Origin of the sequence: Microbulbifer thermotolerans (genome assembly GCF_001617625.1) — a bacterium.
Taxonomy (GTDB): domain Bacteria; phylum Pseudomonadota; class Gammaproteobacteria; order Pseudomonadales; family Cellvibrionaceae; genus Microbulbifer; species Microbulbifer thermotolerans.
The window spans coordinates 1,592,068-1,618,281 of the sequence record NZ_CP014864.1 but is presented as its reverse complement, the minus strand read 5'-3'; the positions used below and the strand labels follow the sequence as shown (position 1 = coordinate 1,618,281).

The window sequence follows — 26,214 nt, the reverse complement described above, 5'->3', positions numbered from 1 at the left end:
TTCGAAACCAGTTTCGAATTTTTAGTCATTATTTTTTCGGCTATTCCGCCGTCTGCCGTCCCGTACCGGCAAGCGGACTGGCGGGCAATCACAAAAAAATCTTCCAGTGCGAAGATTTGTCCAGACCATACTAGTGCGTTCAACGCAATAGAGCATTGCTTTATTTACGCATATATGCGTAAAATTATGATAGAAATCTCGAACAACACAATTATTATAGGATAGGAGTTTATATGAAGCGTTCAGCGGACTTGGATGATTTCGACCGCAAGATTCTGCGGGCGCTGCAGGAGAACGCCGATTATTCCATGGCGGAACTCGGAGACAAAGTGGGCTTATCCCACACACCCTGCTGGCGCAGAATTAAACGCCTGGAGGCAGAGGGCATTATCCGCGGTCGCGTTACCCTCTTAGACCCCCGAAAACTCGACCTGGGGGTCACAGTATACTGCTATGTCACCATACACAACCACGACGAGGAGTCCCTAAACAACTTCGAGTCAGCGGTGCAGGATGTGCAGGAAGTAGTGGAATGCTATTCCACCAGTGGTGACAAGGATTATGTCCTGCGAGTGGTTGTGGACAGTGTAGAGCACTACGAACAGCTGTTAAAGCGCTCACTGGTGCACCTGCCCAATGTTGCTTCCGTTAACTCCACCTTCGCCCTGAAGCAGGTGAAGTACACCACTCAGCTACCGCTTTGATTCTGCTTGGGGAAAGCGCACTGAGACCGAGGTAAAGGTCCCGCCAGTATCGGCGGGGCCCGGTCCGTGCACAGGCCTTGCCACCTAGATCCGGGCCTCCAGCTCCCTGCATACTTGATCCAGCACTTGCTGCAGACTTCTGCCATCGCAATCAACGGTAATATCCGCATACTTGCGGTACAGCGCCTGCCGCTCGGCGAACAATTCCTCGAACGACTGCCCCGGCGCCTTGGCGATACCGCGCTGTTCATAATTGTGAATACGCCGGCGCAACTCCTCTGCAGAACAATTCAGGAAAATCGCGGGCCCGAACCGCTTCAAGTTGGCCATTCCCTCCTCGCTATACACGGCACTGCCGCCGGTAGCAATCACATGATTTGGCAGATCGGCAGACGCAATCACCTCTCCCTCTATGCGGCGCAGATTCAAATAATCGCTCTCATTAATGATCTCCTGAAGCGTCTTACCCTCCCGCAGCTGGATCAACATGTCGGTATCGACAAAATCCAATGCCAGCTCTTTGGCCAGCAATACTCCCAAAGTACTCTTGCCGGCACCCGGCATACCGATTAATACGATGCTATTGTATTTCTTCATTTGGCTATTCTATTACTTGCCCGGCGGGCAGTCAGTTACTGCTGCAACCATCAATCGCCCCGCCTCGGCAATACCAGCGAGCGCAACCACCCCCAAAGCGAATTGCCATCCAGTAGCATCTTATCCAGCGCATCCATATTGTGAGCCTGGCGGAAGGCGTCAGCGAACAAGGCCTCGCGGGTGATCATTCTCCGGCGGGGATTGAGCTTTTTGATCTCGCGGGCGGGGTTGCCAGCCACCACAGTATTATCGGGCACGTCTTTTGTCACCACGCTACCCGCGCCGACAACCGAATTGTCTCCAATATGAACTCCCTTGCAAATTATTGCACTGTCCCCCACCCAAACGTTATTACCCAGGCTCACGGGTGCCGTACAGCGGAAAGGTCGTGTTCTGTTGTACAACCCATGCCAGTCGGAATCGGAAATGTAGACATTGGCAGCAATCATACAGGCGTCGCCGATGGCGATCGATTCAGCTGCGGAAATTCGCACACCGGGGGAAATCAACACATAATCACCGATTGTGATAAAAGCATCCGCGCCCTTGTGGCCCAATGTAGTCAGGCGGATACAATTGTCCGGCGTGGAAATCAGATGCGGGTAATCTCCCAAACGGATATTCCCACCAAATACGTGCACCGAACCTGGATTCATAATTTCCGGATCCTTCCCCACGGAATCAAATTGCGGCAATAAAAAATACCGCGCACGCCATTTTCGCAACTTATATTGCCAGCGCTTTAACCAGTAGGGCTTATGATCCCTGCGCATCTTAAACTCCTCTGATTAATCCCGGCATATTATGCACGCTCACGGAAAACAACGCGCATTTGGAAACACAATTGCATTTCCTCTCCATGCGGTTTAGTGTGTGCGCCACTGAAAAAAAAAGAGCGGTATACCATGTCTCTCAAACTGCCAATAAATATTCACAATATCAAAGGTTTTCTCGCCGCCCGCGAGGGAGAAGCCCTCTATCACTTAGCTGCAGAAGCCAGCAGTCTTGGTCCCAGCCTGGAGGTGGGCAGTTACTGTGGTAAATCCACAATTTATCTCGCCTCAGCGTGCAAACTGACAGACAGGGTGCTGTTTGCAGTGGATCACCACCGCGGCTCAGAAGAACATCAACCAGGCGAGGAATACCACGACCCCGATTTGTTCGACAAAAACACGCAGCTCATGGATAGCTTTCGCACCTTCCGCGAAAATATCCGAGCGGCGCACCTCGAAAACTGGGTGGTACCCATCGTTGCGCCTTCCGCGGTAGCTGCGCGCTGCTGGAACACCCCCCTGGGCCTGGTATTTATCGACGGCGGACACTCGCTCGAAGCGGCCATGACAGACTACCGCAGTTGGTCCCGCCACATTGTGCCCGGTGGCTACCTCGCCATTCACGATATATTCCCCGATCCCGCCGACGGCGGACAGGCGCCCTATGAAATCTATAAAATGGCCCTGGCATCAGCACAATTCGAACTGGTGGAGATGGTGGATACTCTCGGAATTCTGCGGAGGATCTGAAGGGCCCCGGATTCGTTCGCACCCGGGCCGCTCCCTACAAAAAGTGTTTCAGACACAGGAGCGGTCCGAAACTATCCACAGTCCTCAGGCGTATTTGCAGAAACTCGCTAGCTCAGCGCCACCAGCGCAGGGTCCTGCAACAGCCGCACAGAAGTAAAAAGTTTACTTGCCGGCGTCAGTCCGGCCAGGGCGTCAGCGGCAAGTAACATGGCACCCACTGTCCAGGTGGTTTTCTCCTCCGGCCAGATGGCCATATCCCGGTAGACATAACCCGTCCAGTAACCGCCATCCCTGTCCTGCCAGCGGTGCAGGCCACGGTAAAGTTTCGCCGCACGACCACGCTCTCCCACCGCCAGCAGCGCCATGGTCAACTCACAACTCTCTGCCACCGTCACCCAGGGCTCGTCGTTTACACAACGGCAGCCGAGGCCAGCAACCACAAATTCATCCCATTTTTTCTGTAGGCGCGCGCGCGCAGCAGCGCCGGAGAACACACCAGTCAACACCGGATAAAACCAATCCATCGAGAAGCGCGCTTTGCTCTCCCAAGTGCGATCAAAACGCTGTGGCTTCTCTCGTAGGGCAAAACCAAGTGCCCGTCTGGCGTGCATCCAACGGGGGCGGGAACAACCGAGGCGGTGCGCGATATTGAGCGCACACTCCAGGCTCTTATAAATGGAGGAACAGCCGGTGATCAACGCGTCCTGCAAAGGGCGTCCATCAGTGTCAACGGCCCAGTGAATTTCTCCGTGCTCCGTCTGCAAGCCGAGTACAAAATCCACCGCGCGCTCAACCACGGGCCAGTAGCGCCGCAAGAATGCTTCGTCGCCACTAATTAAATAATGATGCCAAATACCCGTGGCAATATAGGCAACAAAATTACTTTCCCGCCGTTCGGTGTTGTGTGCCCTACCGTTTTTATAGGCTACCCACCAACTGCCGTCGGGCAACTGGTTGTCCGCCAGCCAGCGGTAGGCCTTTTCCGCCGCGGCAAATTCACCAGCGATACTGAGCCCCATGGCCGCTTCCACATGATCCCATGGATCCGCATAATGGCCATCGAACCAGGGTATGGCGCCGTCAGTTTGCTGACGTGCCAGAATATATCGAGCACTGTCACGCACAAATCCTGCCGGAAAAAATTCTGTAGGAACAAGGGCGGGCATTGTGAGACCGTTCAAGACCGCCCCTCCACTGCAACAGAAGCACCCGCTCGAGGGTATTCGGCACCAGCCGTTTCACAATCGCGGGGCTTCACAAAATAAAAGACAATGCTCTTGCCCAACAGGGGATTCAGTAGTCGCTCCAAGACACGGGTCAGCCGCGGTTTTTGCATCATGTCCCACACCAACAGCTTGTGGTACGCCGCAAGGACTCTGGACTCCGGCTTGTGCCAGAGCAGGCATTTCAGCCACCAATAAGGGGAGTGCAGAGCATGCGCCTTGTGCCGGAAGTAAAGGCGGTGCCCCAGGTCCTCAATACTGCCGCGCAGTACCCGCTCACGAAAAATACGGATATGGCCACCTTCCACCTGATGGTATTCGTCGCTCAGGCGCCAACAGATCCACTCGGGAAAAAATGCGGGCACACTTGCGGAGAAAACGCCCGCAGGCTTCAAAACCCGGTCGATTTCCGCCAGCAATCCGCGGTAATCCTCGATATGCTCCAACACTTCCGAGCAAATCACCACATCAAAGGTATTATCTGCAAAGGGTAACTGTTGCCCGTCGGCGACGCCGAGAAGTAATCGTCCGGGAGGGGTCGCATTTTCAGCAAATGGCCGGGCGCGGTCACAGGCTGTGCGTACATCGGTAAAATTGAGGTCAACCCCGACAACATCCACTGCATCGGAAAGCCATAAGTGAATTGCATGGCGCCCCTCCCCGCACCCTAGATCCAATACTTTCTGCCCCGGCTGTAAGTGCAGTCTTTGCGGCTCCACTGTGATCATCAAGCAGCCTCCACACGACTGTTCCCGGCGGCCCCTCGCTCCCGCAACGGCAGTGATTTAATTTTTTTCTGCCCCAGAATCTCGCGGTAATAATTTACCAAGTGCGCTGCGGCCAAGCGCCAAGAGAACTGCTGCTCTATACGCTGTCGGCCCTTCTCACCAAGCTCCGCGCGGAGTTTGTCGTCAGACAGTAATTTTTTCAGAGCTCGCACCAGCGCCGCGCTGTCTCCGGCAGGCACAATGATGCCCGCATCGCCGACAACTTCCGGCAGCGCGCCGCCATCGCTGGAAATCACCGGCACACCACAGGCCATGGCCTCCCCAGCCGGCAGCCCAAAGCCCTCGTAAAGTGAAGGGCATACCACCACGCTGGCACTCGCGTAGTAGTCCACCATTTGCTGGTTGGAAATACCGGAAACAAAGTGCACCGCATCCTGCAGTCCCAATTGATGCAAGAGCTGTTCGGTAGCGCCCCCCTTCTGCAACCGTCCCACTACCAGCAACTCAAGCTCCGGCTGACTGTGGCGCAACTGAGCCACTGCCTGGAGCAAAAAACGCAGGCCTTTGAGCGGCTGATCCGCTGAAGCGGTGGTCATAATCCGCTGTGTCCTGCGCTGAATCTGGGGTTGGGGCTTGAATACATCGGTATCTATACCGTTGTAGATAAGCCGAATCTGCTCAGGCTGCACACCGAATTGATCGATAATATCCCGCTTAGACTGCTGCGAAACGGTAACTATGTTGCGCAGCTTCCGCGCCACCTTTATTTGCATATTCAGGAAGCTGTGCCAGCGACGCACCAGCAGGCGATAGCGCCAATCGGGCGCTGCCTCCAGCGCCAGCTGGCGATCGCGGGTAATCGGGTGATGGATAGTGGCGACAACCGGCAAACCGCTCTTTTCTATATTGAGCAGTCCGTAGCAGAGAGATTGGTTATCATGCACTATGTCGTAGCGATGGCCGTGTTGGCGCAGATATTTTGCCGCGCGCCGGCCGAACGTGTAGGGTTCGGCGAAGCCGCCACTCAGCTTGGTCCACCACTCGTAGAAATCTGTCCAGGACAAGAGATGCCGCCAGCGCAGAGCGCGGGTCGGGTTTTCCACCTCAAAGAGGTTCAGGCCCGGCATCTTGATAAGCTTTACACGCGGGTCCAGTTCCGGATAAGGCTGGCCGGAGATCACATCCACCGAGTGGCCGGCCTCTACCAGCGCTTTACTCAGATAGTGAAGGTAGATTCCCTGACCTCCGCAGTACGGGTGACTGCGATATCCCAGCAGGCATATTTTCAGCGGCCGCGTGTCCGCGGCCGGCAGACCGTCTGCACAATTCTCCAAGGCGGTCATGAATTCCCCATTTGCGTTGTTATGGTGCCGATGGCGAGTGCGAAGAATACACTGGTGCAGAAATGACTGCCAGAAGGAAATAATTCACATTAATGGAACACTGCTAATACCGAACAGGCGATTCCTTCACCTTTCAGTCACCTCAGGTGGCGCTCTCCGACCGCCCGGCAAAGTGCGGGTGCCCGCCCGGCCAGCAAAATCACGGCGCCGTCGCGAACCGCAGCTACACAGTGGTAGTGCAGGCCGCCCCGGCTGCCGGAGTGTAAAACGGCGCCTAGAAGCTAAAGCGGTAACCCACCCCCAGATTGATTATCCACGGATCGAAGTCCAGATCACTGCGGATACGTACCGGAAGCACTACCGACTCACCAAATCCAGCCGGCTGAGTCGTGGTATCGTAGCCCAATTCGAGACTGGGGTCGGACTTCACGTACATTGCAGAGAGATTGATCAACCAACCATTGTCGCGGCCAAAGTTAAAATCCACACCTACCTGCGCGGACCAATTGAAGTCGCTGCCGAGACGGAGTACTCCAAATTCTTCCCCAAATGCTCGGAACACCGGTCGGATAAATTCATCCTCGAAATCGACATAACTGACGCCAATACCCACATAAGGCTGTATCAAACATGTCGGGTCCATTGGATACCAATTGGCATACAGGCTGGTCGTATAGCTGTCAAAATCGCTAATTCCCGTAGAAAAATCACCGACAAAAGCCCCCTCACTTCGAGCCGACGAAAAAAGTGACGCATCGTGGCTGCCATCGGCTGCAAAGTACAACTCCAGGCCAAAGTGTTCTATCGGTAACCAGACACCGCTGATATACCAGGTGGTATCGTCGTCCAGGTTCACTCTGGTAAACACGTCTACCGGCACCTCACCGACAACATCACCGGACGGATCCTCCACGAGGAAAGACTGAGTACCCTCGTATACATCCTTATTGTCTGGCTCTATGTAAGCAGCGCCAATGCGCACTAAAACGGTACCGGCGGTGTATATCCCTTGAGGCGGCGCCTGAACCGGGTAACCGGAAGGACCCGCCAGCACCGATGGGGCGGCAAGGCCGGTGAAAACCGCCATTGCCAGTGGGACTAGGAGGGACTTCAATCTCATGGGGCAACTCCTTGTAACGCTCAAAAGCTCCTTTGCCGCCGCTGCGGCTACCTCCAGTATAGGCAGGCTGTTTCCGACTGCAGCCAAGCGCATCAAGTCCCCAGTAAAATTGAGGAAAGAAATACCGTCAAATTTCTGCAGTAAAAAAATGCCCGCCAAGAGGCGGGCCAGCTTTCTCGAACACACTTTCAGGAGGAGAGTCTCAAGCGCGTCACGCGCTTAAACTAGGTATAGCAGAGGATGCTCCACCCTGCCTCGCTTGTCGCTAAAGCCGTTTCCCAGGCTATTGCGGACCGACTCACTAGTCCAACATCTGCAGGGATCCGATGTCCGGGGCCTGCGCAATACACAGCGAAGGCAGCGAATAGCTGAAAGCCACCAATTTCACACCCGGTGCAGGTAGCTCTGATACTCCACGTCTGTAACGCGCGCGCCAATCTCCGCCAGCTCCTGGTGTTTCAACAATAGGAATAGCTCGACAAACCGCGGGTCAAGATATTCCTTCCACAGGGCACTGCGTGCAAAGCGGTCGAGCGCACCGCTCCAGGTATTGATGAGCTGTTCACTCTCCACCTGATAAGCATCGCCCTCGACCGCTTCCGGCGGCTCCAGCTTGTGCTCGAGCCCGTGACAAACAGCGGCGAGAATCGCCGCCAGCACCAGATACGGATTGGTATCGGCACCGGCGATGCGGTGCTCGATACGGCGCGCCTCGGGCTGGCTCGCCGGGACACGCAGTGTGGTCGTGCGGTTGTCGTAACCCCAGCACAGGTTGAGCGGCGCATGCGAACTTTCCTGAAAACGGCGGTATGAGTTGCTGTGCGGCGCAAAGAAGGCCATAGCATCATTGGCGCTGGCCAGCATGCCAGCAACAGCGTGACGCAACAAATCGGACCCCCGCTCACTGCCGTCATCGAAGACATTCTTGCCGCGGCTGTCGACCAAACTCAGGTGCACATGCATACCGTTGCCGGCCTGCCCGCCAAACGGTTTGGCCATGGTGCTGACGCGCAGTCCGTGGCTGCGCGCCACCCCTTTGAGCAGACGCTTGAACAACAGCGTCTGGTCGGCGACCTGCACCGCATCGGCACTGTGCAACAGATTGATCTCAAACTGCCCCGGAGCGCACTCGGAGAGAATTGAATCCGCGGGAATCCCCTGCTCCACACAGGCTGCGCGCACATCGGCGAAGAAATGCCGCTGGGCATCCAGCTCGGACAAATCATAGACATCGGTGGAGGGCACCAAGTCAGCGTCATTGTCACTGACCGGTCGCGGCCGCTCCAAGTGATCTACTTCTTCCCGCAGCAGATAAAATTCCAACTCGGTGGCACACACCGCCGTATATCCCAGCGCCTTCAATTTCTCCACCACCCGCTGCAGCTGGGTGCGTGGATCTGCATAGAGGGGGGAGCCATCCGCCTCATGCAGCTGCATATGCAGCTGTGCCGTCGCCTCCCGGTGCCAGGGTGCCAGGCAGATTGGGGATACCGGGATACAGACCCCGTCGCTGTCGCCACTGGCAAACACCAACGGGCTGTTTTCAATATCCCGCCCCCAGATATCCAGGCTGACCGCACTGCGCGGCATTTGCAGGCCGCCCTTGAGCAGCTTCTCCGCCGACGCCGCGGGCAGCCATTTGCCACGGGGCACGCCGTTGATATCGAACACAAAGCCCTCAATCCATTTCAGCTCGGAGTGTTCATCAAGGAAACGCCGCGATTGCTGCAATAACCCTGTCTGCGGAGCAAGTTCTTTTTCTGTAGACATAAATTGCCTTTTCGGTGTCCCCGATCCCGGGACCATTACGCCAGTGCCTTGGCGGTATCATCCAGTGCCCGGCGGGCTTTTTCCACCAGCTCGTCCACCTGCTCTTTAGTCAGAATCAGCGGCGGAGCAATGATCATAGTATCGCCAGTAGCCCGCATGACCAGACCGTTTTTGATGCTCAGATCCCGGCAGACGCCGCCAGCAGTGCACTTGTCGTCGAAGCGCGCGCGGCTGGACTTGTCCTTGACCAGTTCCAGCGCCCCCACCAGACCGAGGCTGCGCGCCTCACCAACAATCGGATGATCCGCCAGTTCCGCCCAGCGCTTGGCCAGATAAGGGGCGGTATTTTCGCGCACGTTTTCAATGATCTTCTCGTTGCGCAGGATATTGATAGTCGCCAAACCGGCTTTACAGGCCGCCGGGTGCGCGGAATAAGTGTAGCCGTGGGTGAACTCTCCGCCCTTGGCTTTGATCACCTCCGCCACACGGTCCCCCACCATGGTGCCGCCGAGCGGGAAATACCCGTTGGTCACCGCCTTGGCGAAAGTCATAAGATCCGGCTGCATGCCATAGTAATCGGCGCCGAACCATTCACCGGTGCGGCCGAAGCCAAAGATCACTTCATCCATTACCAGAAGGATATCGCCGTACTGATCCAGCACCTTCTTTACTTCCGGCCAATAGGTTTCCGGAGGAATAATTACGCCGCCGGCCCCCTGGATGGGCTCGGCAATAAAAGCCGCCACGTTTTCGGGCCCCAGCTCCTGGATTTTTTCATCCAGACAGCGGGCAGCGTAAACGCCAAACTCCTCCGGGGACATATCCCCACCCTCACCAAACCAGTACGGCTGCTGGATGTGCTCAATATAGTCCAGGGCCTGAAACTGCTTGTGCATGCCGCTCATGCCTCCCAGGCTGGCACCGCCGATGGTGGAACCGTGGTAAGCATTTTTGCGTGAAATAACAATTCGCTTCTCGGGCCGCTCCATCAAGTCCCAGTAACGGCGGATAATGCGCAGATTGGTATCGTTCGCCTCACTGCCAGAGCCGGTGAAGAAGACATTATTCATGTGCGCCGGAGCCACTGCCGCCAATGCATCCGCCAGCTCAATAGATGGGACGGTGGTGCACTGGAAGAAGCTGTTGTAGAAAGGCAGGGTATTCAGCTGTTCATAGATGGCATCGGAAATTTCCCTGCGGCTGTAGCCGAGGTTACAGCACCAAAGGCCGGACATGCCATCGAGCATTTTGTGACCATCGATATCGGTGATATAGACCCCCTCGGCACCGGTGATCACCCGGGTGCCCTGCTCACCCAGCTCGTGGAAATCGGTAAAGGGGTGCAGTAAGTGCTCCCGGTCCTGTTGTTGCAGTTCGCTCTTGTTCATTGCTCACTCCTGGCTATCTGGCTGCAACGACCGGCAACGGGCCGGCCTCTATGCGATTCGTCATCAGTCATTCACGGCGGCCAAGTCCAGCCCGGCCCGTTTGTGATCACATTTTAGGGGCGGGTTCGGGCGGAGCGCAAGATCTGCCGGAACCGCACGCACTGGTTCCGCTGTTGGGTAAGAGGCACCGGTGACGGAGATAAAAGCTTTGCAATCAGCAGCTAGGGAGCCTCTGATTAATTCATTTCCTGGTGGCAGAGGTTCTTCGAGGGCGGATGTGAAGCTCAGGTGGTAGGACGGACATTTCGAAACCGTCGGATACAAGGCGGTATCCGACGGAGCTACAGGGAAGTACTCGTGCGCTTTCGAAATGTCCGTCCTATTGTCTGAGCGCCCCGGAACCTACCACTAGGTTCACGCGAATTAATCAGAGGTTCCCTAGGGGGATACAAGTGACAAGGGGACACCAGCGCCTTTTCGACAAGCGCATGGCTTGAGCGCCGAGAAACCAACTTCAGCGCCCACAGAGGCCAAGCAGCCCTTTAGACACCACAGTCCAAGGCATCCAGCAACATATGGGTAACCAGACCGATCCCCAGGTAGCGCACCGGCTTCCAGGGCAGAAACATCATGGCACCGTAAAGAGAGATCGGCAGCATCTTGTGTAACGGATGAAAGTTGATACTGCAGCGGTTAGGGTCGTACACGGGACTGGCGAGAAAATGGTCCAAATCGACCAGATTGGCGGCGAGCATGATCAACGCGGCCCTTTTCCAGTCCGTGCGGAAGAAAAACCAGGCAATGCCCACCGGCACAAGAAAGTGCAAGGCAATATGGAGATATGCAAACATCGTTATAAAAGCTCTTCTGCAGAGATGGAGCCAAGCCCCTCCTCGATATCCTGACGGATGGCGGTGCGCACCCGCACGGGGTCACCAGCGGAGATGGCCTCGAGAAGATCCCGGTGCCGGTCGGGCAGTTCCTGCACGCCAAAGCGCCGGAAAACCAGGTGCTGCAGAGGCGCCGTCTGCAGCCACAGACTCTCTATCAAGGACAGGATGATATGCGGTCGACCTAGACGGTACAGGGTGAAGTGGAACTCCAAATTAGCGGTGACATACGCTTCCGTATCTCCATCCGCAAGCGCCGCACTGACCCGGTCGTCCAGACTGCGCAGCCGTTCCAGCTCGTCCGGGCCCACATAGGGCAGTGCCCGCTCCGCGGCCTGGCACTCGAGCGCCACCCGCGCCGCGCAAATCTCGGCCAGCTTTTCCGGGGTCATAGTGGGCACCGTCACCCGCCGCGTGTCCGACAACTCCAGCGCACGCTCGGAGGTAAGGCGGCGCAACGCCTCGCGTACCGGCATGGGACTACAGCCGAGCTCCGCGGCCAGCCCACGAATCGTGACTGGATGGCCAGGCAAAAATTTTCCACGCAGAATAGCCTCCCGCACCTGGTGGTAGACCCACTCCTGGGTGGTACGGAATTCCTCCTGGGACACTCCCAGTTCCCGCGCACCACTCATATGGCTGCCACCTGCGACAGCTTGTGAGGACTTTCATCTCGCCCAACTTCGATCAAGTGATCGGCGACGGCCCCCGTCTGCCAGAGCTCATAGAAGTCATCAGCCACCCGCCTGCCCATATCCACCACGGTATTCCAGTACTTCAACCGTTCATCGGTGCCGAGCTGGTAGAAGTCGTTGCGGTCAGGAATCTTGCCGTAGGGCAAGCGAGCAACGAACGCCGGGGACGGCGCTACCAGTAATGTGTTTTCCATGGCATCCCCCCTGACGCGGCGCCAAGGCAGGCTTTTATCAAACCAACCTGGCACAAGAAAAGGGAAAAAGTGCGGATAAAAGACCAGCCCCTCCGGATGCTTGAAGCGCAGATCGAAGTGATAGTCGGTGATACCGCCATCGCGATAGTTGCCCGCTGGCGCCCCCCGTGGATTTTGCACCCCGGCCATTACCAGCGGAATCGAGCCACTGGCCAATACGGCATCGCAGACATTTTCCTCCGATAGCGCCGCATTGATCGTTCGCAGCTTGTCGAAACGAACACCGGCGGCGCTGCCCGAGTGGAATACCACCCTGTCCCAGAAGCAACTCAAGCTGTCTCTGGACAGGGCGTTTGCCAGCATTGAGGCAAGGAGCGCCGGCGCCAGCAGTGCGCGCCGCTCGCTGGCCAGAAGGCCGCGCCCTCGCACAGTGACAAAGTGGCTGTGCCAGAGGCGGTTTTCCGCGACTTCTCGTGCCCCTCCCCGCCTCAGAACTTCTTTAAGGATCTTCTCAGCGGCAGCGGTGATCTCCGCGGGCGCGGGTTTTGCGGAGGCATAAGTTTGGTTGATATAGCCGTACTCGAGGCGCTCCAGAGCGCCCAGGGAGTCCTCCATCGCATAGCACAGGTTGCGGAAACTGCCTATGGATGAACCAAGAGTTACGATGGGCCGACTGCGCCCCTTGAAAAACTCTCCTATAAGCACCCTGTCAAGCTGACTGATCACCAGCCACTTGGGCCCTCCGGAAGCCCCCACCAGAGTGGAGAACTGCTCCTGGCGCAACCCCTCCGCGCGGATGCGATCCGCTGCCGATTTACCGGCCAGTAATACGCAATTAGATCTTTTCACTGCCTTTCTCTAACCTTGCGGACGGGCACTGCGCCCGCCCCTGCAAGCACTCCTGCCGGTATGCTTACCACTCGCCAGTATTTTCCATGGATGCCCAGGGCTCCTGCGGTTCCAGCGGCTCACCTTTCTGCAACAACTCAATGGAAATGCCGTCCGGGGAACGCACAAACGCCATATGACCGTCCCGCGGCGGACGGTTAATGGTGACACCCTTATCCATCAGCTGCTGACAAGTTGCGTAGATATTATCCACTCGGTAGGCCAAATGGCCAAAATTGCGTCCCCCGGTATAGGTTTCCGGGTCCCAGTTGTATGTGAGTTCAAGGCAGGGCGCCAGCTTCTCCCGCGCAGTTTCCGCATCGCCCGGAGCGGCCAGGAACACCAGCGTAAAGCGGCCCTTTTCGTAATCCTTGCGGCTGACCTCCTGCAACCCCAGTTTGTTGCAATAAAACTCCAAAGACTCATCCAGATCCGAAACTCGCACCATCGTGTGCAGATATTCCACAGTACTACTCCTTCTATCCGTCACCATCTAAAATGCCGGCAACAATTTATTACACTCGGTTTGCCGGCGCCAAAACCAAATGTATCAAAAATACTATCGACAATTTTTACAATCCCAGTGCAGCCGCTTTGAAAACCCACTGCACATGGCGTGCCACTCCCACCACTACTGGCCGGACGTGACCTTCGAAGCAGCGCAACAGTATTGGCGCGACGCCGCTATGCTGGCCGATGACAAGTGGCGCCTTCTGTTCGAGAAGAAGATCCCGGCCTGGCAAGCTGCGGTGGCGCGCACCCTGCGTTTACCAGCCCCCGACCGGATCGCTATAGCGCCCAATACCCACGAGTTGGTTTTCCGCTTGATCAGCGCCTTCGATTTGACCAAGCCGCTGCGCATTCTCACCACCGATGGCGAATTCTACAGCTTCGCCCGTCAACTGCAGCGGTTGGAGGAGCTGCCAACGATCGAAGTCACCCGCGTTGCCAAAGAACCCTACGCTACCCTGGCCGCCCGCTTCGAGCGGGAACTCCAGCGTGGTGACTACCAACTGGCCTACGCGAGCTTGGTTTTCTTTGATTCCGGCGTCGAGTTTCCCCAACTGCTCAAGATCGCCGCGCGCAAACCGCAATCCACAGAATTTGTTATCGACGGCTACCACGCTTTTTTCGCCCTGCCCATTGATCTTAGCGAAGCCGCGGACAAGGTCTACTTTACCGCAGGTTCCTACAAATACCTCGGTGCCGGCGAAGGTTTGTGCTTTATGACCATTCCCGCCAACTGCCAACTGCGCCCCTTGAATACCGGCTGGTTCGCCGAATTAACGGAGCTGGAAAACCGCAGTGGCAGAGTCCAGTTTGACGACAACTGGCTGCGTTTTGCCGGCGCCACCATGGATTACTCAGCCCTTTACAAAGGCCTTGCGGTCTTCGAGCTGTTCGAGCGCGAGGGCATCACCGTAGAAAAAATTCATTCCTATGTACTGGCCGCACAGCGGCGCTTTCTCACCGCGATGGACCAAGCCCATCACCCGCTTCTGAACCGGAGCAACCTCATCTGTCACGATCTGGAAAACGGCCACGGCCATTTCTTTGCCTTCGACTGCGGCAGCGGGGAAAAATCGGAACAGCTGCAGCGGGAACTCGAATCCCGCGGGGTACTGTGCGACCGACGCCAGCGGTTACTGCGCCTGGGCTTTGCGATCTATCACGGCGAAGCGGAAGATTACCGGCGGGTATTCGGCTGACGCAACCCGCTCAGTGCCTGTTCAGCTAACGGAGGTTACTGTTCCGCCTTCTGTTTGTCACAAAATTTTCACTGCAACCCACAAGGAAAACGTCATGAAGGTTGTCAAATTGTCCACCATCGCCCTGTTCACCCTGCTGGCCACTGCCTGCGGCGGCGACCGCTCCCCGGCCGAGCGCGGCACTCTCATTTCCATCTCCGCAACCGGCGAGGCAAGTCAAGCACCAGATGTAGCCAACATTTCGGCGGGCGTGGTCACTGAATCGGAAGACAGCGAGCAAGCTATGCGCGATAACGCCACGCAAATGGACAAACTGATAAAGGCGATCAAAAAAGCCGGCATCGACGAAAAAGATGTACAAACCAGTGGCATCAGCCTGTCGCCGCGTTATGACTACCAACAGGGCCGCAAACCCCAAATCACCGGCTACCAGGCTAGAAATACCGTCAGTATCAAGGTGCGCGATCTGCCGGCGCTGGGCGAGGTGCTGGACACATTGGCCGCAGCCGGCGCCAACCAAATCCACGGGCCCAGCCTGGAAATCGGCGAGCCGGAACCGGTGTTGGCCGAAGCGCGCAAGCGGGCACTGGACATAGCCCGCGCCCGAGCGGAAACCTACGCCAAAGCGCTAGACATGAGGGTGCGCCGTATCGTCAGCATTTCAGAACAAGGAGGCCGTATCCCCCAACCAATGCCGATGATGCGCGCGGAGATAGCGGCAGCAAAAGACAGCGCGGCCACACCGGTAGCCCCCGGAGAAACCACCCTGTCCGTCAACCTGGACCTGGTATTCGAATTGCGATAACTGTGGCCCGGAAGCGCTGATTACTCAGGGCTTCCGGACCTTATCAAGAAATATTGCAAGCGCTCAGTAGCGTCATGGGGCCTTGTAAATTTTTCCGTCCTTCATCACGAAGGCCACCCGCTGCAACTCAGTGATATCTTCCAACGGGTTACCACTTACCGCGACAATATCCGCTCTCTTACCTTCACTGATACTCCCCAGCTCATCCCCCATTTTTAGCAGCTGCGCCGCATTCCAGGTGGCGCTGCGGATGGCGTCTGCAGGGGTCATACCAGCGGCCACCATCAGGGCGAATTCACGCGCATTGTCGCCGTGCCGGCTGACACCACTATCGGTACCAAAGGCAATTTTCACGCCGCGCTTGTAGGCATCGGCGAAGGTGTTTTGAAGCAGTGGGCCTATGGTGGACGCTTTTCCCCGCACCACCTCGGGGAAAAAACCGTCCAGCATAGCTTTCTGTGTAACCCATTCACCCGCCAGTAGTGTGGGCACATACCAGACGTTGTGGCGCCGCATCAGCTCAATGGTTTCCCCATCCATATAGGTGCCGTGTTCAATGGAGTCGACACCCGCGCGTATGGCGCGATCCATCCCTTCTTTGCCGTGGGCGTGTACCGCCACTGTAAAGCCGTAATCCCTCGCCGCGGCGACAATGGCCTCCAGTTCATCCTGCATAAACTGCGGATTCTGGCCGCTCCTGGCCACACTCAATACACCACCGGTCGCGGTGATCTTGATCAAATCGGCACCGTCCTTATAGCGTTGCCGCACGGCCTCGCGAGCACTGACCGGACCGTTGATAACGCCATCCGCGGGGCCGGGACTACCCATCAGGTCGTAACGGAAGCTGTTGGTGGGGTCGGCGTGACCACCGGTGGTAGCGATGGCCTTGCCAGCGGTAAAAATCCGCGGACCTTCAATGGTGCCGGCCTCTATCGCCTTGCGCAGACTGATGGTGACATTGTCGCTGTCACCCAGGTCCCGCACCGTGGTAAACCCGGCCCGCAGAGTGCGCCGCGCCGTATCCACGGCACGCAAAGTGTAATCCGCTGGATTCCAGGTGAAGGGCTCCATATAGGTCCGCGGGCCATACTCATAGGCCAAATGGGTGTGCATATCCATCAGCCCCGGCAACACTGTGTAGTTGCGCAGATCCACCAAACGCTCCCGATCGCGCTTGGCAAACCCTTTCTGCACCGACTCGATACGGCCATCGACAATATGAATAGTGCGATTTTCCAACAGCTTGCCACTCTCGCTGTCGAACAGTTTTCCCGCATAGACCGCCGTAGATTCCGCCGATGCCAAACTGCTACACAGGCCGCTCAATAAGGCCAGCAACAGAGCAGCAGCGCGGTTGCGGAAGTGGCCTCCTTTGGTATTTGTTGTCATTGCCCCACCCGTTTAATCCCTCTTAAAGTCGTTCGTTCAGGCGAACCTCTGATTCTTTCGCGTGAGCGCTGTAGTCAGCTCTAGGCGCTCTTCAAAAGCGCTCGAGTACTTTCCTTTAGCGCCGCCGGGCACCTTCTTGTATCAGGTATCAGGCAGTTTTGAAGTGCAGCCCATCACCCGCACAGCTCATTTGACTTCCAACTATCTTTACCGCCGGGAAGCGAATGAATCAGAGCCCCTGACAAAGCGTACAATGTACCCCAAGCTTATGCTCACCCCAAGAATCGCGTCGAGAGGAAACCCAATGAAAATCTACGAGTTCGCCAGCGCGCCCAACTGTCGCCGGGTACGCATGTACCTGGCGGAAAAAGGCATCGACAATATCGAGTTTGTTCAAGTGGACATCACCAAGGGGGAAAATCTCACTGAGGATTACCGGCGCCGGGACATTAACGGCAAAGTTCCGGTGCTGGAACTGGACGACGGTACCTGCATCGCGGAATCCGTCGCCATCCAGCGCTATTTCGAAGAGCTGTACCCAGAACCACCCCTCTTTGGCCGCGATCCCAAAGAGAAAGCACTGGTAGAGATGTGGCACCGCCGCGCCGATCTGAACATGATGATGAATATCGGCGGCTGCTTTCAGCACGGCACCGGCTTCTTTAAAGACCGCATGAAAGTATTCCCCGACTTTGGCGAAGAGTGCGGCAAGAAGGCACTGCAATTTTTTGACTTGCTGGACCACCATCTGGCGGATAACCAATACTTGGTAGGGGATTACCTATCGGTAGCGGATCTCAGCATGCTGTGCATACTGGATTTCGGCAAAGTCGTGCAATTGCGGCCCACCCCGGAAAAGTACCCTCACCTGGCGCGCTGGCATGGACAACTGAGCGCACGCCCCAGTGCCAAGGCCTGAGCCGCCAAATCAACTTTGCACCTACAGCAACTGATTTCGGGGCGCCCGCCGGGAAACCGGCCGGGGCCCCTTGCTTTTACCAAGCGCAACCCGCGCCCAGCTAATCGCCGGGAGACAGCACTTCCACCGGCCCTATATTCAGTGCCTCCACTTCTTTTTGTATCCGACTCAGGTCTCCGATGATTACCCAGGTAAATTGATCTGGTTGCAGGAACTGCCTTGCAGAGGACTCCACCTCATCCACCGTCAGTACCTCCACCCGCTGTGGATATTCGGAGATATACTCCGGCGGCAAGCCCTTCTCCACCTGCCAGGCAATACTCGACAGCAGCTGCCCCTTGGTCTGGAAGCGAGCACTCTGCTTGAGTACTTCATCGTCTCTGTAGTCCGCCAACTCCCGCTCAGTGACCGGCTTATCGCCGAGGAAGCTGCGGTATTCCTTCAACAATTCAAGAATGGCCGGGGCCGTCTTGTCGGTCTGCACAGGTGCAAAGAGGATATAGGGGCGCTGCCCTTCTGTGTCCAGAGAAACAGCGCGGGCACCGTAAGTCCAGTGTTTGTCTTCACGGAGGTTCATATTCACCCGTGAAGTAAATTTGCCGGCGATTACCGCCGCCATCGCCTCAAAAGCTTCCGCTCCCTGCGGCTGCCAAGGCGGCATCACCAGGCCGGCCATAATATAGCTCTGTTCGGCACCGGGACGGTCCACCAAATAGATCCTGGTCTTTTGCGGCCGCTTCACCGTCGGCACCTCGATACGCGCCAATTCAGTTTTTGGCGCCCGCCAATCCGCCAGTGCACGGTTCAGCGACGCCTGGATCTCCTCCCGGGTGACATCACCGACAACGATCAGAACCGCGTTGTCCGGGCGCACCCAGGTATTGTGGAAGCGCACCAAGTCATCGCGCTCAATTGCTTCAATTCCCTCAACAGTGCCGGAACCGGTCAACGGTGCCCCGTAGGGGTGCTTGTCGCCAAACAACAGCGGCGGCAGCGTGCGCAACGCCAGTCCCTGCGGCTGCGCCTTCTCCTGGGCAATAGCATCGAGCCGGTTGGACTTAACCCGAGCAAGATCTTTCTCCGGGAACAGCGGTTCCAGCACTACCTTGGCAAACAGCTCGAGAGAGGGCTCCAGCTGATTTTTGAGGGCACTCAAAGTGATGTTGTTGTAATCCAATCCACTACCGGTGCCAATGCTGGCCCCCAGCTCCTCTTGGCGCGCGCTGAACGCCAGCGCATCCAGGTCTCCCGCACCCTCGCTCAACATGCTTGCGGCCATGGAAGCCAGACCCGGCTTGTCGCCATCGGCAGCCGCGCCGCTTTTGAATTGCAGGTTCATCAGCACGACCGGCGTATCGTGGCGTTCCGCCAGCACCACTTTCAGGCCATTATCGAGTGTGAAGGACTCCTGCTTGGGCAACTCCAGCTCCACCTTTTTATCCACCGGCGGTAAACGGCTGCGATCGACCTTTTTTTCCGAGGTGGCATACTTTTCCCGCGGGCGAATGATCAAGGTATAGCTTTCCGGTGTGAGCCAACGGGCGGCAACAGCTTGAACTTCCTGCGCGGAGACACCAGCGTAGTGCTGCAGGCCTTCTATCAGCGCACCGGGGTCACCGTAGTAAAACTCGGACTGAGCGAGGATATCGCTTTTGCCTCCGAAGCCGCCGATTTTTTCCAGTCCTTTTACCAAGCTGGCAAATTCACTCTGCTTGATACGGCGCAATTCCCGGGCATCCACACCATTATTTACGAAAGCCCAAAGCGACTCATCCAGCACTGCCTCCACTTTTTCTACCGACTGACCGGGTTTGACATCCACAATAATCATCAGCTGGCCCGCCAGCTGACGCCCGTAATAAAAGGCGCTGACGCTGGTAGCCAGTTGCTCATCGCGCACCAGGCGGCGGTATAACAGCGAGTTTTTGCGGTTCGCCAGCAGAGAAGTGATCAGGTCCAAAGCATCCTCTTCCTCACTGCCGACCGCCGGAACATTCCACACTTTGTAGATGCGGGTCTGCGGCACCTGATCAAACATCTCTTCGCGCTTATTGGGCTGCACTGGCAATTCCCAGTTTTTCAGTCGCGGCTGCACGCCACTGCTGGGAATATTCCCGAAGTATTGCCGCGCCTTGGCCATGGCTTCTTCGACAGTGATATCACCTGCGATCACCAGTATTGCGTTGGCTGGCTGATAGTAGTCCCGGAACCACTGCTTCACATCTTCGAGGCTGGCGTTGTCCAGATCCTCCATGGAGCCGATGGTTGTCCACGAATAGGGGTGGTACGGCGGGAAGGTGCCACTGGCAATGCGCTCGAAAGCCTGACCATATGGCGTATTTTCGCGCTGACGTTTTTCGTTTTTGACTACACCGCGCTGCTCATCCAGCGTCTCCTGGGTAATCGCCCCCACGAAGTGGCCCATCCGGTCAGACTCCATCCACAGTGCCATATCCAGGGCCCCGGTGGGAACTGTCTCGAAATAGTTGGTGCGGTCATTATTGGTGGTGCCGTTCATATCCGTGGCACCGGAGCGCTGAAAGGGTTCGAAGTACTCGCCGGGATAGTTTTCCGAGCCGTTAAACATCAGGTGCTCAAATAGGTGTGCAAAGCCCGTCTTGCCCGGCACTTCATCCTTTGAGCCCACCTTATACCAGATATTGACCGCCACCACTGGCGCCTTGTGGTCCTCGTGCACAATTACTGTCAGACCGTTCTCCAGCTTCTCCTTATAAAACGGAATATCCAATTCGGGCGCCGCCACATAGGCGGGGTTGTCGGACTGCGCGCGGGCGCCATCCACCGACTCGCCAGCCACAGCCTGTACACGATGGCGCCCCTCATCCGGCTTACCGCAGGCACCGAGAGAGAGCGCTCCTAGGGACAGGAAAATGATAAGAATGCTGCGCAGTGTCATAGATCGGATATCTCCAGAGGTAGTTCGGGCGGCCGCCGGCTTCCGTTACAGCGGACTCTAGCACTTCAGTCAGCGTAGCACCGGGCATTTGGCCATATTGCGGTGTATCAGACAAAAAAACGGGCACCGAAGTGCCCAAATAAATACCTCAAAGAGAAGCGATGACGCAAATCGCTCCAGGGGAGAGAGTGACTCAACGGACTTATGCCCGCTCAATAATCAAGCGGCCGCCGGGTCAATGTTTTTTGACGCGTCCTCGTGACCAAAACGCTCTTCCGCGATGCGGTCGGCCACGTGCGCAGTGGTCTCACCTGTCTCGGCCGCGCGCTGGAAAATTTCCTGCATGGTGCTGCCGATGGTTTCAATATGTGCCTTCACACGCGCGGGGTCGTAGTCGCCCTGCTGCTGGTAATAAACATCGATAATGCCGCCGGCGTTGATGACATAATCCGGCGCATACAGAATGCCCTTCTCACCGAGGGCCGCAGCGTGACGCATCTCCGTCAGCTGATTATTTGCCGCGCCAGCCACTGCCCCCACTTTTAAGCGGGCAATGGTATCGTCATTCAGTACGGCACCCAGGGCACAGGGGGCGAAGAGATCCACGTCCAGGTCGAAGATCTCATCTGCACCGACCGCCGTTGCGCCCAACTCGCTGACAGCGCGGTCGATATTGTCCTGGAAGATATCTGTAACAAAGAGTTCAGCGCCCGCGTCCTTCAACAGCTTGGCCAGACGGAAGCCCACATTGCCCACCCCCTGCAGGGAGACCTTGAGGCCACTCAAATCACTTTTGCCCCAACGGTGCTCCACCGCCGCCTTCAAGCCGACAAATACACCGTAAGCGGTAGAGGGCGATGGATCACCGCCGTGCTCCGACTCGGCGATCAGGCCGGAAACATACTGAGTTCGCTCGCCGATGATATGCATATCCGCGACGCTGGTGCCGGAATCCTCAGCGGTGATATAGCGGCCGCCCAACGTGTTGATGAAGTCGCCCATAGCGCGCAGCAGCTCAGGGGTCTTCTCCTTGCGCGGATCTCCGATGATGACCGCCTTGCCGCCCCCGAGTTTCAGCCCGGCCATAGCGGATTTATAAGTCATACCTCTGGAGAGGCGCAGTACGTCGTTCAGCGCTTCACCGTCATCCGCATAGGGCCACATACGGCAGCCGCCCAGCGAGGGTCCCAAATTGGTGTTGTGCACCGCAATAATCGCCTTCAGGCCGCTTTTGGCGTCCTGGCAGAAAGCCACCTGTTCGTGCTTGTCATAGGCGGGATGGGAAAAAATACTCATTTACTGTTCCTCTCCGGAGACCGGTTCCACTGCTGGGGAACAACCACAGTCTTTATCTGTTTTATAAGAAGCTAAGATTATATCCACCTGGGGCAGATAGAGTTTGCAAATTTTGCTCGCCAACATCAAATCAAAGCGAAAACATCACGCAATAACAGCCAATTTAGGATAAACAACCACACGGAAACGCTCTTTGCGGCCCAGTCATCAAACCGCCCCTGGCGTCCCCGCGACGGCGGCAGGCCGCTACCAATGCGCCGTACGGAGCGAAAACCGGCGCTGGCGCGTTACCCCGTTTCACTGGGGTCTGGTAGAATCCGCGCGCAAAATCGACCCGCAGAGACTGTTTCAATGCTGAATGCCGACGCGCTCCAAAAACTCAAACAACTGAAATCCGACATCCGCTCCAACAAGGAATTCGCCGAAGGGCGGGTACGTGGCAGCAACGGCAAGTTTGGTTTTGTCGTGCTGGACGACGGGCGCGAAGCCTTCCTGCCGCCGGCAGAAATGGAGCGTGTGTTTCCCGGTGACCGGGTGCGCGTCAGCCTTACCGAAGAGGACAAAGGCAAGCTGTCAGCCGAACTGGACGAACTGCTGGAAAGTGAGCTCAAATTCCTTGTCGGCCAGTATGTACAGCGGGGCCAGGGGCACTTTGTGCAGCCCAGTGAAGTGGGGCTGAACCGCTGGATCTTTCTGCCGCCCAAAGCCCGTGGCAAGGCGCAGCCGGGGGAGTTCATCGCCTGCAAGATCAGCCGCCACCCGTTCCGGGACGGCAAGGCCCAGGCCAAGGTGGAAACCGTCATCGGCAAACCGGATATGCCCGGTATTGAACACGCCTACGTGGTCGCCCAACACCAGTTGCCGGAGCGCTTCAGCCCGGCGGCAATGAAGCAGGCGGAAGAAATCAAAGGGCGAATCGAGGCAATCACCGCCGAACGCACAGATCTCTCGGAGCTGGGCTTCGTTACCATCGACGCCCCCACCACACTGGATATGGATGACGCCCTTGCCGTCAGCAAGCGCGACAGTGGCTGGTCCCTACACATTGCCATCGCCGATCCCTCCTGCCTGATCGAAGAAGGTAGCCCGCTGGATAAAGAGGCATTCAAGCGCGCCCACAGCCAATACCTGCCCGGCGAAACCCTGCCGATGCTGCCCAACGATCTGTGTGAAAACCTCTTTTCACTGGTGCAGGGCGAGCTGCGCCCCGCTCTGGTGCTGCATATCGATATCGAAAGCGACGGCACCATCGGCGACAGCCGCTATGAGTTCGCGGCCATCCGCTCCCGCCACAAACTCAGCTACGAGCAGGTAGCAAACTTTATCGAAGGCGATGACAGCGCCGTGCCCGAGGACCAAAAGGAAAGCCTGCGCAACCTGTCCGACCTCTGCACAGCGCGTACGGCCTACCGCGCCAGCCACTCGCTGACTATGGAGGAGCGCCCCGACTACGCCATCTTCCTGAACGAACAGCGCAAAATCGAACGCATCGAGAAACAGGAGCGCAACGTCGCCCAGCGCATGGTGGAAGAGGCAATGCTCGCCGCCAATATCTCCGTCGGGCGCCAGCTCGCAGCGATGCAACAGGGCTGCTTCTCCGTGCATTTAGGTTTCCGCGACGAACGCATGGGTGAAATCAGAAGCCTGCTCAAGGAAACCCTGCCGGAATACGCAGACAAAGATCTGCACCAACTGGACAATTACCTGGCGCTGGTCAAGCATCTGGAGAACCACAGCGAACCGCAAATGCAGGACCTGCTCGCGGTGCTCAAGCGCATGCTGCGCCCCGGCCAGCTCGCCAACAAACCCGGCGCTCACTTGGGCCTGGGCCTGGAAGCCTACGCCACTGTCACTTCACCGATCCGCAAATACAACGACCTGCACAACCACCGGGTACTGCGTGCCGCCGCGCAGAGTCAGCAGGCCAAGGCTCTGAGTGACGAACAAGTCGAGGCCCTTCAAGACAGCCTGATCCGCGGCCGCCAGGCCAACCGCGCCCTGGAGCAGTGGCTCTACGCACAGTATCTGCAAGACAAGACAGGCCAGGTCTTCGAAGGAAAAATTACCCAAGTCAACGGCGCAGGCCTCGGCGTAAGGCTGGATGAAAATGGCATTGACGGCTTTGTTCGCCTAAATGGCGACAAGAAAAACCTGCCCGAGTTTGATGGCAAATACCTCAAACTGACCCACAACAAAGTCACTTACAAACTCGACCAGCCAGTGACCGTGAAGGTAAGCGCTGTCGATATCGACAAGCGCCGTATTGCCCTGGAACTGGTCGCCACCGAAAACGCATAAGCCTCCAGCAGAACCCCGGTGCGCCAATGCGGTTGCACCGGGACTGCAGAACTCGGTAAACGGGCACAATTCCGGTCCCGGGCCAAAAGCCCGGCGATAACCCAGACCGCCGCATCCGGCGGTCCAGATAAAAAGGAAGCACTATGTCATCCATTGCCGAACTATCCCCTAAACCTCTGTGGAAACACTTCTCCAAACTCTGCGCGATTCCCCACCCTTCCAAACACGAAGAAAAAGTGGTCGCCCACGTACTCGACTTCTGTAGGGAACGCGGGCTGGAAGTGAAGCAGGACGAAATCGGCAACGTCATTATTAAAAAACCTGCCACGCCGGGAATGGAGGACCGTAAAACTCTTGCCCTGCAGGGGCACCTGGACATGGTGCCGCAGAAAAACGCCGACTCCGACCACGACTTCCTGAAAGACCCAATTCGCCCGCGCATTGACGGTGAGTGGGTTACCGCCACCGGCACCACTCTGGGCGCTGACAACGGCATCGGCGTGGCCGCCATACTCGCTCTTTTGGAGAGCACCGATATTCCCCACCCCGCGCTCGAAGCCCTGCTCACTATCGACGAAGAGGCGGGCATGACCGGAGCCAAGCATCTGCAACCGGGCCACTTCGAAGCGGAACTGCTGCTGAACCTGGATGCGGAGGGTGAGGGAGAACTGTATATCGGTTGTGCCGGCGGCGTGGATATCAATGCACTGCTGCCCTACTCAGCGGAACCGGTGCCTGAGGGGCACTTGGCCTTCGAACTCAGCGTTCGCGGGTTGAGAGGCGGTCACTCCGGCCTGGACATAGATAAAGGACGGGGCAATGCGAACAAAATAGCCAACCGCATTCTCGATGCGGCCAATCGCGCTATCGCCGATCTGCGTATCGCCGCTCTCAATGGCGGCAGCCTGCGCAACGCCATACCGCGGGAGTCATTCAGTGTTGTGACCGTACCGGCGGACAAGGCTGCCTTGCTAGTGCAAATCACCCAGCGGGAAACACTGGACATCATTGCCGAATTCGACAACGAAAGCGGGCTGACCATTTCACTGGATGCGGCGGAAATGCCCGCTTCTGTGATGGACCGCGACACCCAGCAAAAATTGATCCGCGCTATCCGCTGCTGCCCCAACGGCGTGGAACGCCCGAGCACCGCGCTGGAAGGCATTGCCGACACTTCCAACAACCTCGCCCGGGTAGTGACGGAAACTGCGGACGGAAAAAGCCAAGTGCACATCCAGAGCCTGGTGCGCAGCCTGTCCGACAGCGCCCGAGACCAGCACGGCCTCAATGTCGCCGCCGCCTTTGAACTGGCCGGCGCCGAAACCTCGCTGGACAACGCCTACCCCGGCTGGAAGCCGAATCCCCAGTCGCCACTGCTGGCAGTAATGAAAAGTATCTACCGGGAAATGACCGGCGAAGAGCCGGAGGTAAAAGTCATTCACGCCGGCCTTGAGTGCGGCCTCCTCGCCAAACCCTACCCGCACTGGGATATGGTCTCCTTCGGCCCCACCATCCGCCGGGCCCACTCACCAGAGGAGCGGGTGCATATTCAGAGCGTGGCTAACTTTTGGGAATATCTCTTGCAAGTGGTGCAAGCCATTCCCGCCAAAGACTGACCGGAGCACAAAGCAAAAGTCCAGCGGCTCCAGCCCGCTGGACTTTTGGATTTGCCCAGCCAACAAAGGAAACTCTGATCAACCTCCCCGCTAAAGCGCCTTTAGATCGAGATAAACCACCCCATGCCCGGAAAAAATCTCTCTAAGGGACCAGCTTGCTACGCTGCCAGATACAGTGAGCTACTGGCGCACTTGCAAT

General features: G+C 57.1%; 22 protein-coding genes. 7 read left to right on the top strand and 15 right to left on the bottom strand.

The genetic code is table 11. From position 1 onward, the window contains the following. Window positions 1-233 precede the first annotated feature (233 nt). Window positions 234-704, top strand: a complete 471-nt coding sequence (locus A3224_RS06830) for an Lrp/AsnC family transcriptional regulator (RefSeq protein ID WP_067152837.1) — start codon at window positions 234-236, stop codon at window positions 702-704. A gap of 84 nt (window positions 705-788) precedes the next feature. Here the strand turns inward: A3224_RS06830 and A3224_RS06825 are convergent, their stop codons facing one another. Further along, the gene (locus A3224_RS06825; RefSeq protein WP_067152835.1) at window positions 789-1,301 is read right to left on the bottom strand and encodes a shikimate kinase; all 513 of its coding nucleotides are present in this window, start codon (window positions 1,299-1,301) and stop codon (window positions 789-791) included. A 50-nt stretch (window positions 1,302-1,351) separates the two neighbouring features. Further along, window positions 1,352-2,074 carry an acyltransferase gene (locus A3224_RS06820; RefSeq protein ID WP_067152833.1) on the bottom strand — a complete coding sequence of 241 codons (723 nt, stop codon included), beginning with the start codon at window positions 2,072-2,074 and terminating at the stop codon, window positions 1,352-1,354. A gap of 132 nt (window positions 2,075-2,206) precedes the next feature. Between A3224_RS06820 and A3224_RS06815 the strand changes: the two genes are divergently transcribed. Next, the gene (locus tag A3224_RS06815; protein ID WP_067157614.1) at window positions 2,207-2,824 is read left to right on the top strand and encodes a class I SAM-dependent methyltransferase; all 618 of its coding nucleotides are present in this window, start codon (window positions 2,207-2,209) and stop codon (window positions 2,822-2,824) included. 107 nt (window positions 2,825-2,931) lie between these two features. Here the strand turns inward: A3224_RS06815 and A3224_RS06810 are convergent, their stop codons facing one another. The 10 genes from A3224_RS06810 to A3224_RS06765 form a co-directional block, all read right to left on the bottom strand. Continuing rightward, on the bottom strand, window positions 2,932-3,990 hold the full coding sequence (locus A3224_RS06810) for a prenyltransferase/squalene oxidase repeat-containing protein (protein WP_067152831.1): 1,059 nt from the start codon (window positions 3,988-3,990) through the stop codon (window positions 2,932-2,934). 11 nt (window positions 3,991-4,001) lie between these two features. Further along, entirely contained in the window at window positions 4,002-4,775 is a 774-nt protein-coding gene (locus A3224_RS06805; RefSeq protein WP_082817423.1) for a class I SAM-dependent methyltransferase, read from the bottom strand. Then, window positions 4,775-6,118, bottom strand: coding sequence for a glycosyltransferase family 4 protein (locus A3224_RS06800; RefSeq protein ID WP_067152829.1), 1,344 nt, complete (start codon window positions 6,116-6,118; stop codon window positions 4,775-4,777). The genes A3224_RS06805 and A3224_RS06800 overlap by 1 nt, the downstream gene beginning before the upstream one ends. Before the next feature lie 274 nt (window positions 6,119-6,392). Then, the gene (locus A3224_RS06795) at window positions 6,393-7,238 is read right to left on the bottom strand and encodes an OmpW/AlkL family protein (RefSeq protein ID WP_175487806.1); all 846 of its coding nucleotides are present in this window, start codon (window positions 7,236-7,238) and stop codon (window positions 6,393-6,395) included. 384 nt (window positions 7,239-7,622) lie between these two features. Then, window positions 7,623-9,008 carry a glutamine synthetase family protein gene (locus A3224_RS06790; protein WP_067152825.1) on the bottom strand — a complete coding sequence of 462 codons (1,386 nt, stop codon included), beginning with the start codon at window positions 9,006-9,008 and terminating at the stop codon, window positions 7,623-7,625. Window positions 9,009-9,043: 35 nt separating this feature from the next. After that, the gene (locus A3224_RS06785) at window positions 9,044-10,396 is read right to left on the bottom strand and encodes an aspartate aminotransferase family protein (protein WP_067152823.1); all 1,353 of its coding nucleotides are present in this window, start codon (window positions 10,394-10,396) and stop codon (window positions 9,044-9,046) included. Window positions 10,397-10,938: 542 nt separating this feature from the next. Next, window positions 10,939-11,247 (bottom strand): DUF6122 family protein, encoded by a 309-nt coding sequence (locus tag A3224_RS06780; protein ID WP_067152820.1) that lies wholly within the window; start codon window positions 11,245-11,247, stop codon window positions 10,939-10,941. A gap of 2 nt (window positions 11,248-11,249) precedes the next feature. Continuing rightward, window positions 11,250-11,921: a GntR family transcriptional regulator gene (locus A3224_RS06775; RefSeq protein WP_067152818.1), complete on the bottom strand. Its 672-nt coding sequence runs from the start codon at window positions 11,919-11,921 to the stop codon at window positions 11,250-11,252. Next, window positions 11,918-13,024 carry a patatin-like phospholipase family protein gene (locus A3224_RS06770; protein WP_067152816.1) on the bottom strand — a complete coding sequence of 369 codons (1,107 nt, stop codon included), beginning with the start codon at window positions 13,022-13,024 and terminating at the stop codon, window positions 11,918-11,920. The genes A3224_RS06775 and A3224_RS06770 overlap by 4 nt, the downstream gene beginning before the upstream one ends. 64 nt (window positions 13,025-13,088) lie before the next feature. Then, window positions 13,089-13,529: a VOC family protein gene (locus A3224_RS06765; protein ID WP_067152814.1), complete on the bottom strand. Its 441-nt coding sequence runs from the start codon at window positions 13,527-13,529 to the stop codon at window positions 13,089-13,091. A 79-nt stretch (window positions 13,530-13,608) separates the two neighbouring features. Between A3224_RS06765 and A3224_RS06760 the strand changes: the two genes are divergently transcribed. Both A3224_RS06760 and A3224_RS06755 read left to right on the top strand, forming a co-directional pair. Further along, window positions 13,609-14,772 carry a hypothetical protein gene (locus A3224_RS06760; protein WP_067152812.1) on the top strand — a complete coding sequence of 388 codons (1,164 nt, stop codon included), beginning with the start codon at window positions 13,609-13,611 and terminating at the stop codon, window positions 14,770-14,772. A gap of 94 nt (window positions 14,773-14,866) precedes the next feature. Continuing rightward, entirely contained in the window at window positions 14,867-15,577 is a 711-nt protein-coding gene (locus A3224_RS06755) for an SIMPL domain-containing protein (RefSeq protein WP_067152810.1), read from the top strand. Window positions 15,578-15,649: 72 nt separating this feature from the next. Here the strand turns inward: A3224_RS06755 and A3224_RS06750 are convergent, their stop codons facing one another. Next, window positions 15,650-16,969, bottom strand: a complete 1,320-nt coding sequence (locus tag A3224_RS06750) for a metal-dependent hydrolase family protein (RefSeq protein ID WP_067152808.1) — start codon at window positions 16,967-16,969, stop codon at window positions 15,650-15,652. A gap of 304 nt (window positions 16,970-17,273) precedes the next feature. On the opposite strand from A3224_RS06750, the gene A3224_RS06745 reads away from it, so the two are divergent. Beyond that, window positions 17,274-17,888, top strand: a complete 615-nt coding sequence (locus A3224_RS06745) for a glutathione S-transferase family protein (protein ID WP_067152806.1) — start codon at window positions 17,274-17,276, stop codon at window positions 17,886-17,888. A 100-nt stretch (window positions 17,889-17,988) separates the two neighbouring features. On the opposite strand, the gene A3224_RS06740 is transcribed toward A3224_RS06745, so the two are convergent. Next, window positions 17,989-20,805, bottom strand: coding sequence for a M16 family metallopeptidase (locus tag A3224_RS06740; protein ID WP_082817422.1), 2,817 nt, complete (start codon window positions 20,803-20,805; stop codon window positions 17,989-17,991). A gap of 219 nt (window positions 20,806-21,024) precedes the next feature. Further along, window positions 21,025-22,101, bottom strand: coding sequence for a Glu/Leu/Phe/Val dehydrogenase dimerization domain-containing protein (locus A3224_RS06735; RefSeq protein WP_067152804.1), 1,077 nt, complete (start codon window positions 22,099-22,101; stop codon window positions 21,025-21,027). A gap of 351 nt (window positions 22,102-22,452) precedes the next feature. Here A3224_RS06735 and A3224_RS06730 point away from each other — a divergent pair, with 351 nt between their 5' ends. Together A3224_RS06730 and A3224_RS06725 are read left to right on the top strand one after the other, a co-directional pair. Beyond that, window positions 22,453-24,399 carry a VacB/RNase II family 3'-5' exoribonuclease gene (locus A3224_RS06730; RefSeq protein WP_067152802.1) on the top strand — a complete coding sequence of 649 codons (1,947 nt, stop codon included), beginning with the start codon at window positions 22,453-22,455 and terminating at the stop codon, window positions 24,397-24,399. A 143-nt stretch (window positions 24,400-24,542) separates the two neighbouring features. After that, window positions 24,543-26,015, top strand: coding sequence for an aminoacyl-histidine dipeptidase (locus tag A3224_RS06725; RefSeq protein WP_067152800.1), 1,473 nt, complete (start codon window positions 24,543-24,545; stop codon window positions 26,013-26,015). The last annotated feature ends 199 nt before the right edge of the window (window positions 26,016-26,214 follow it).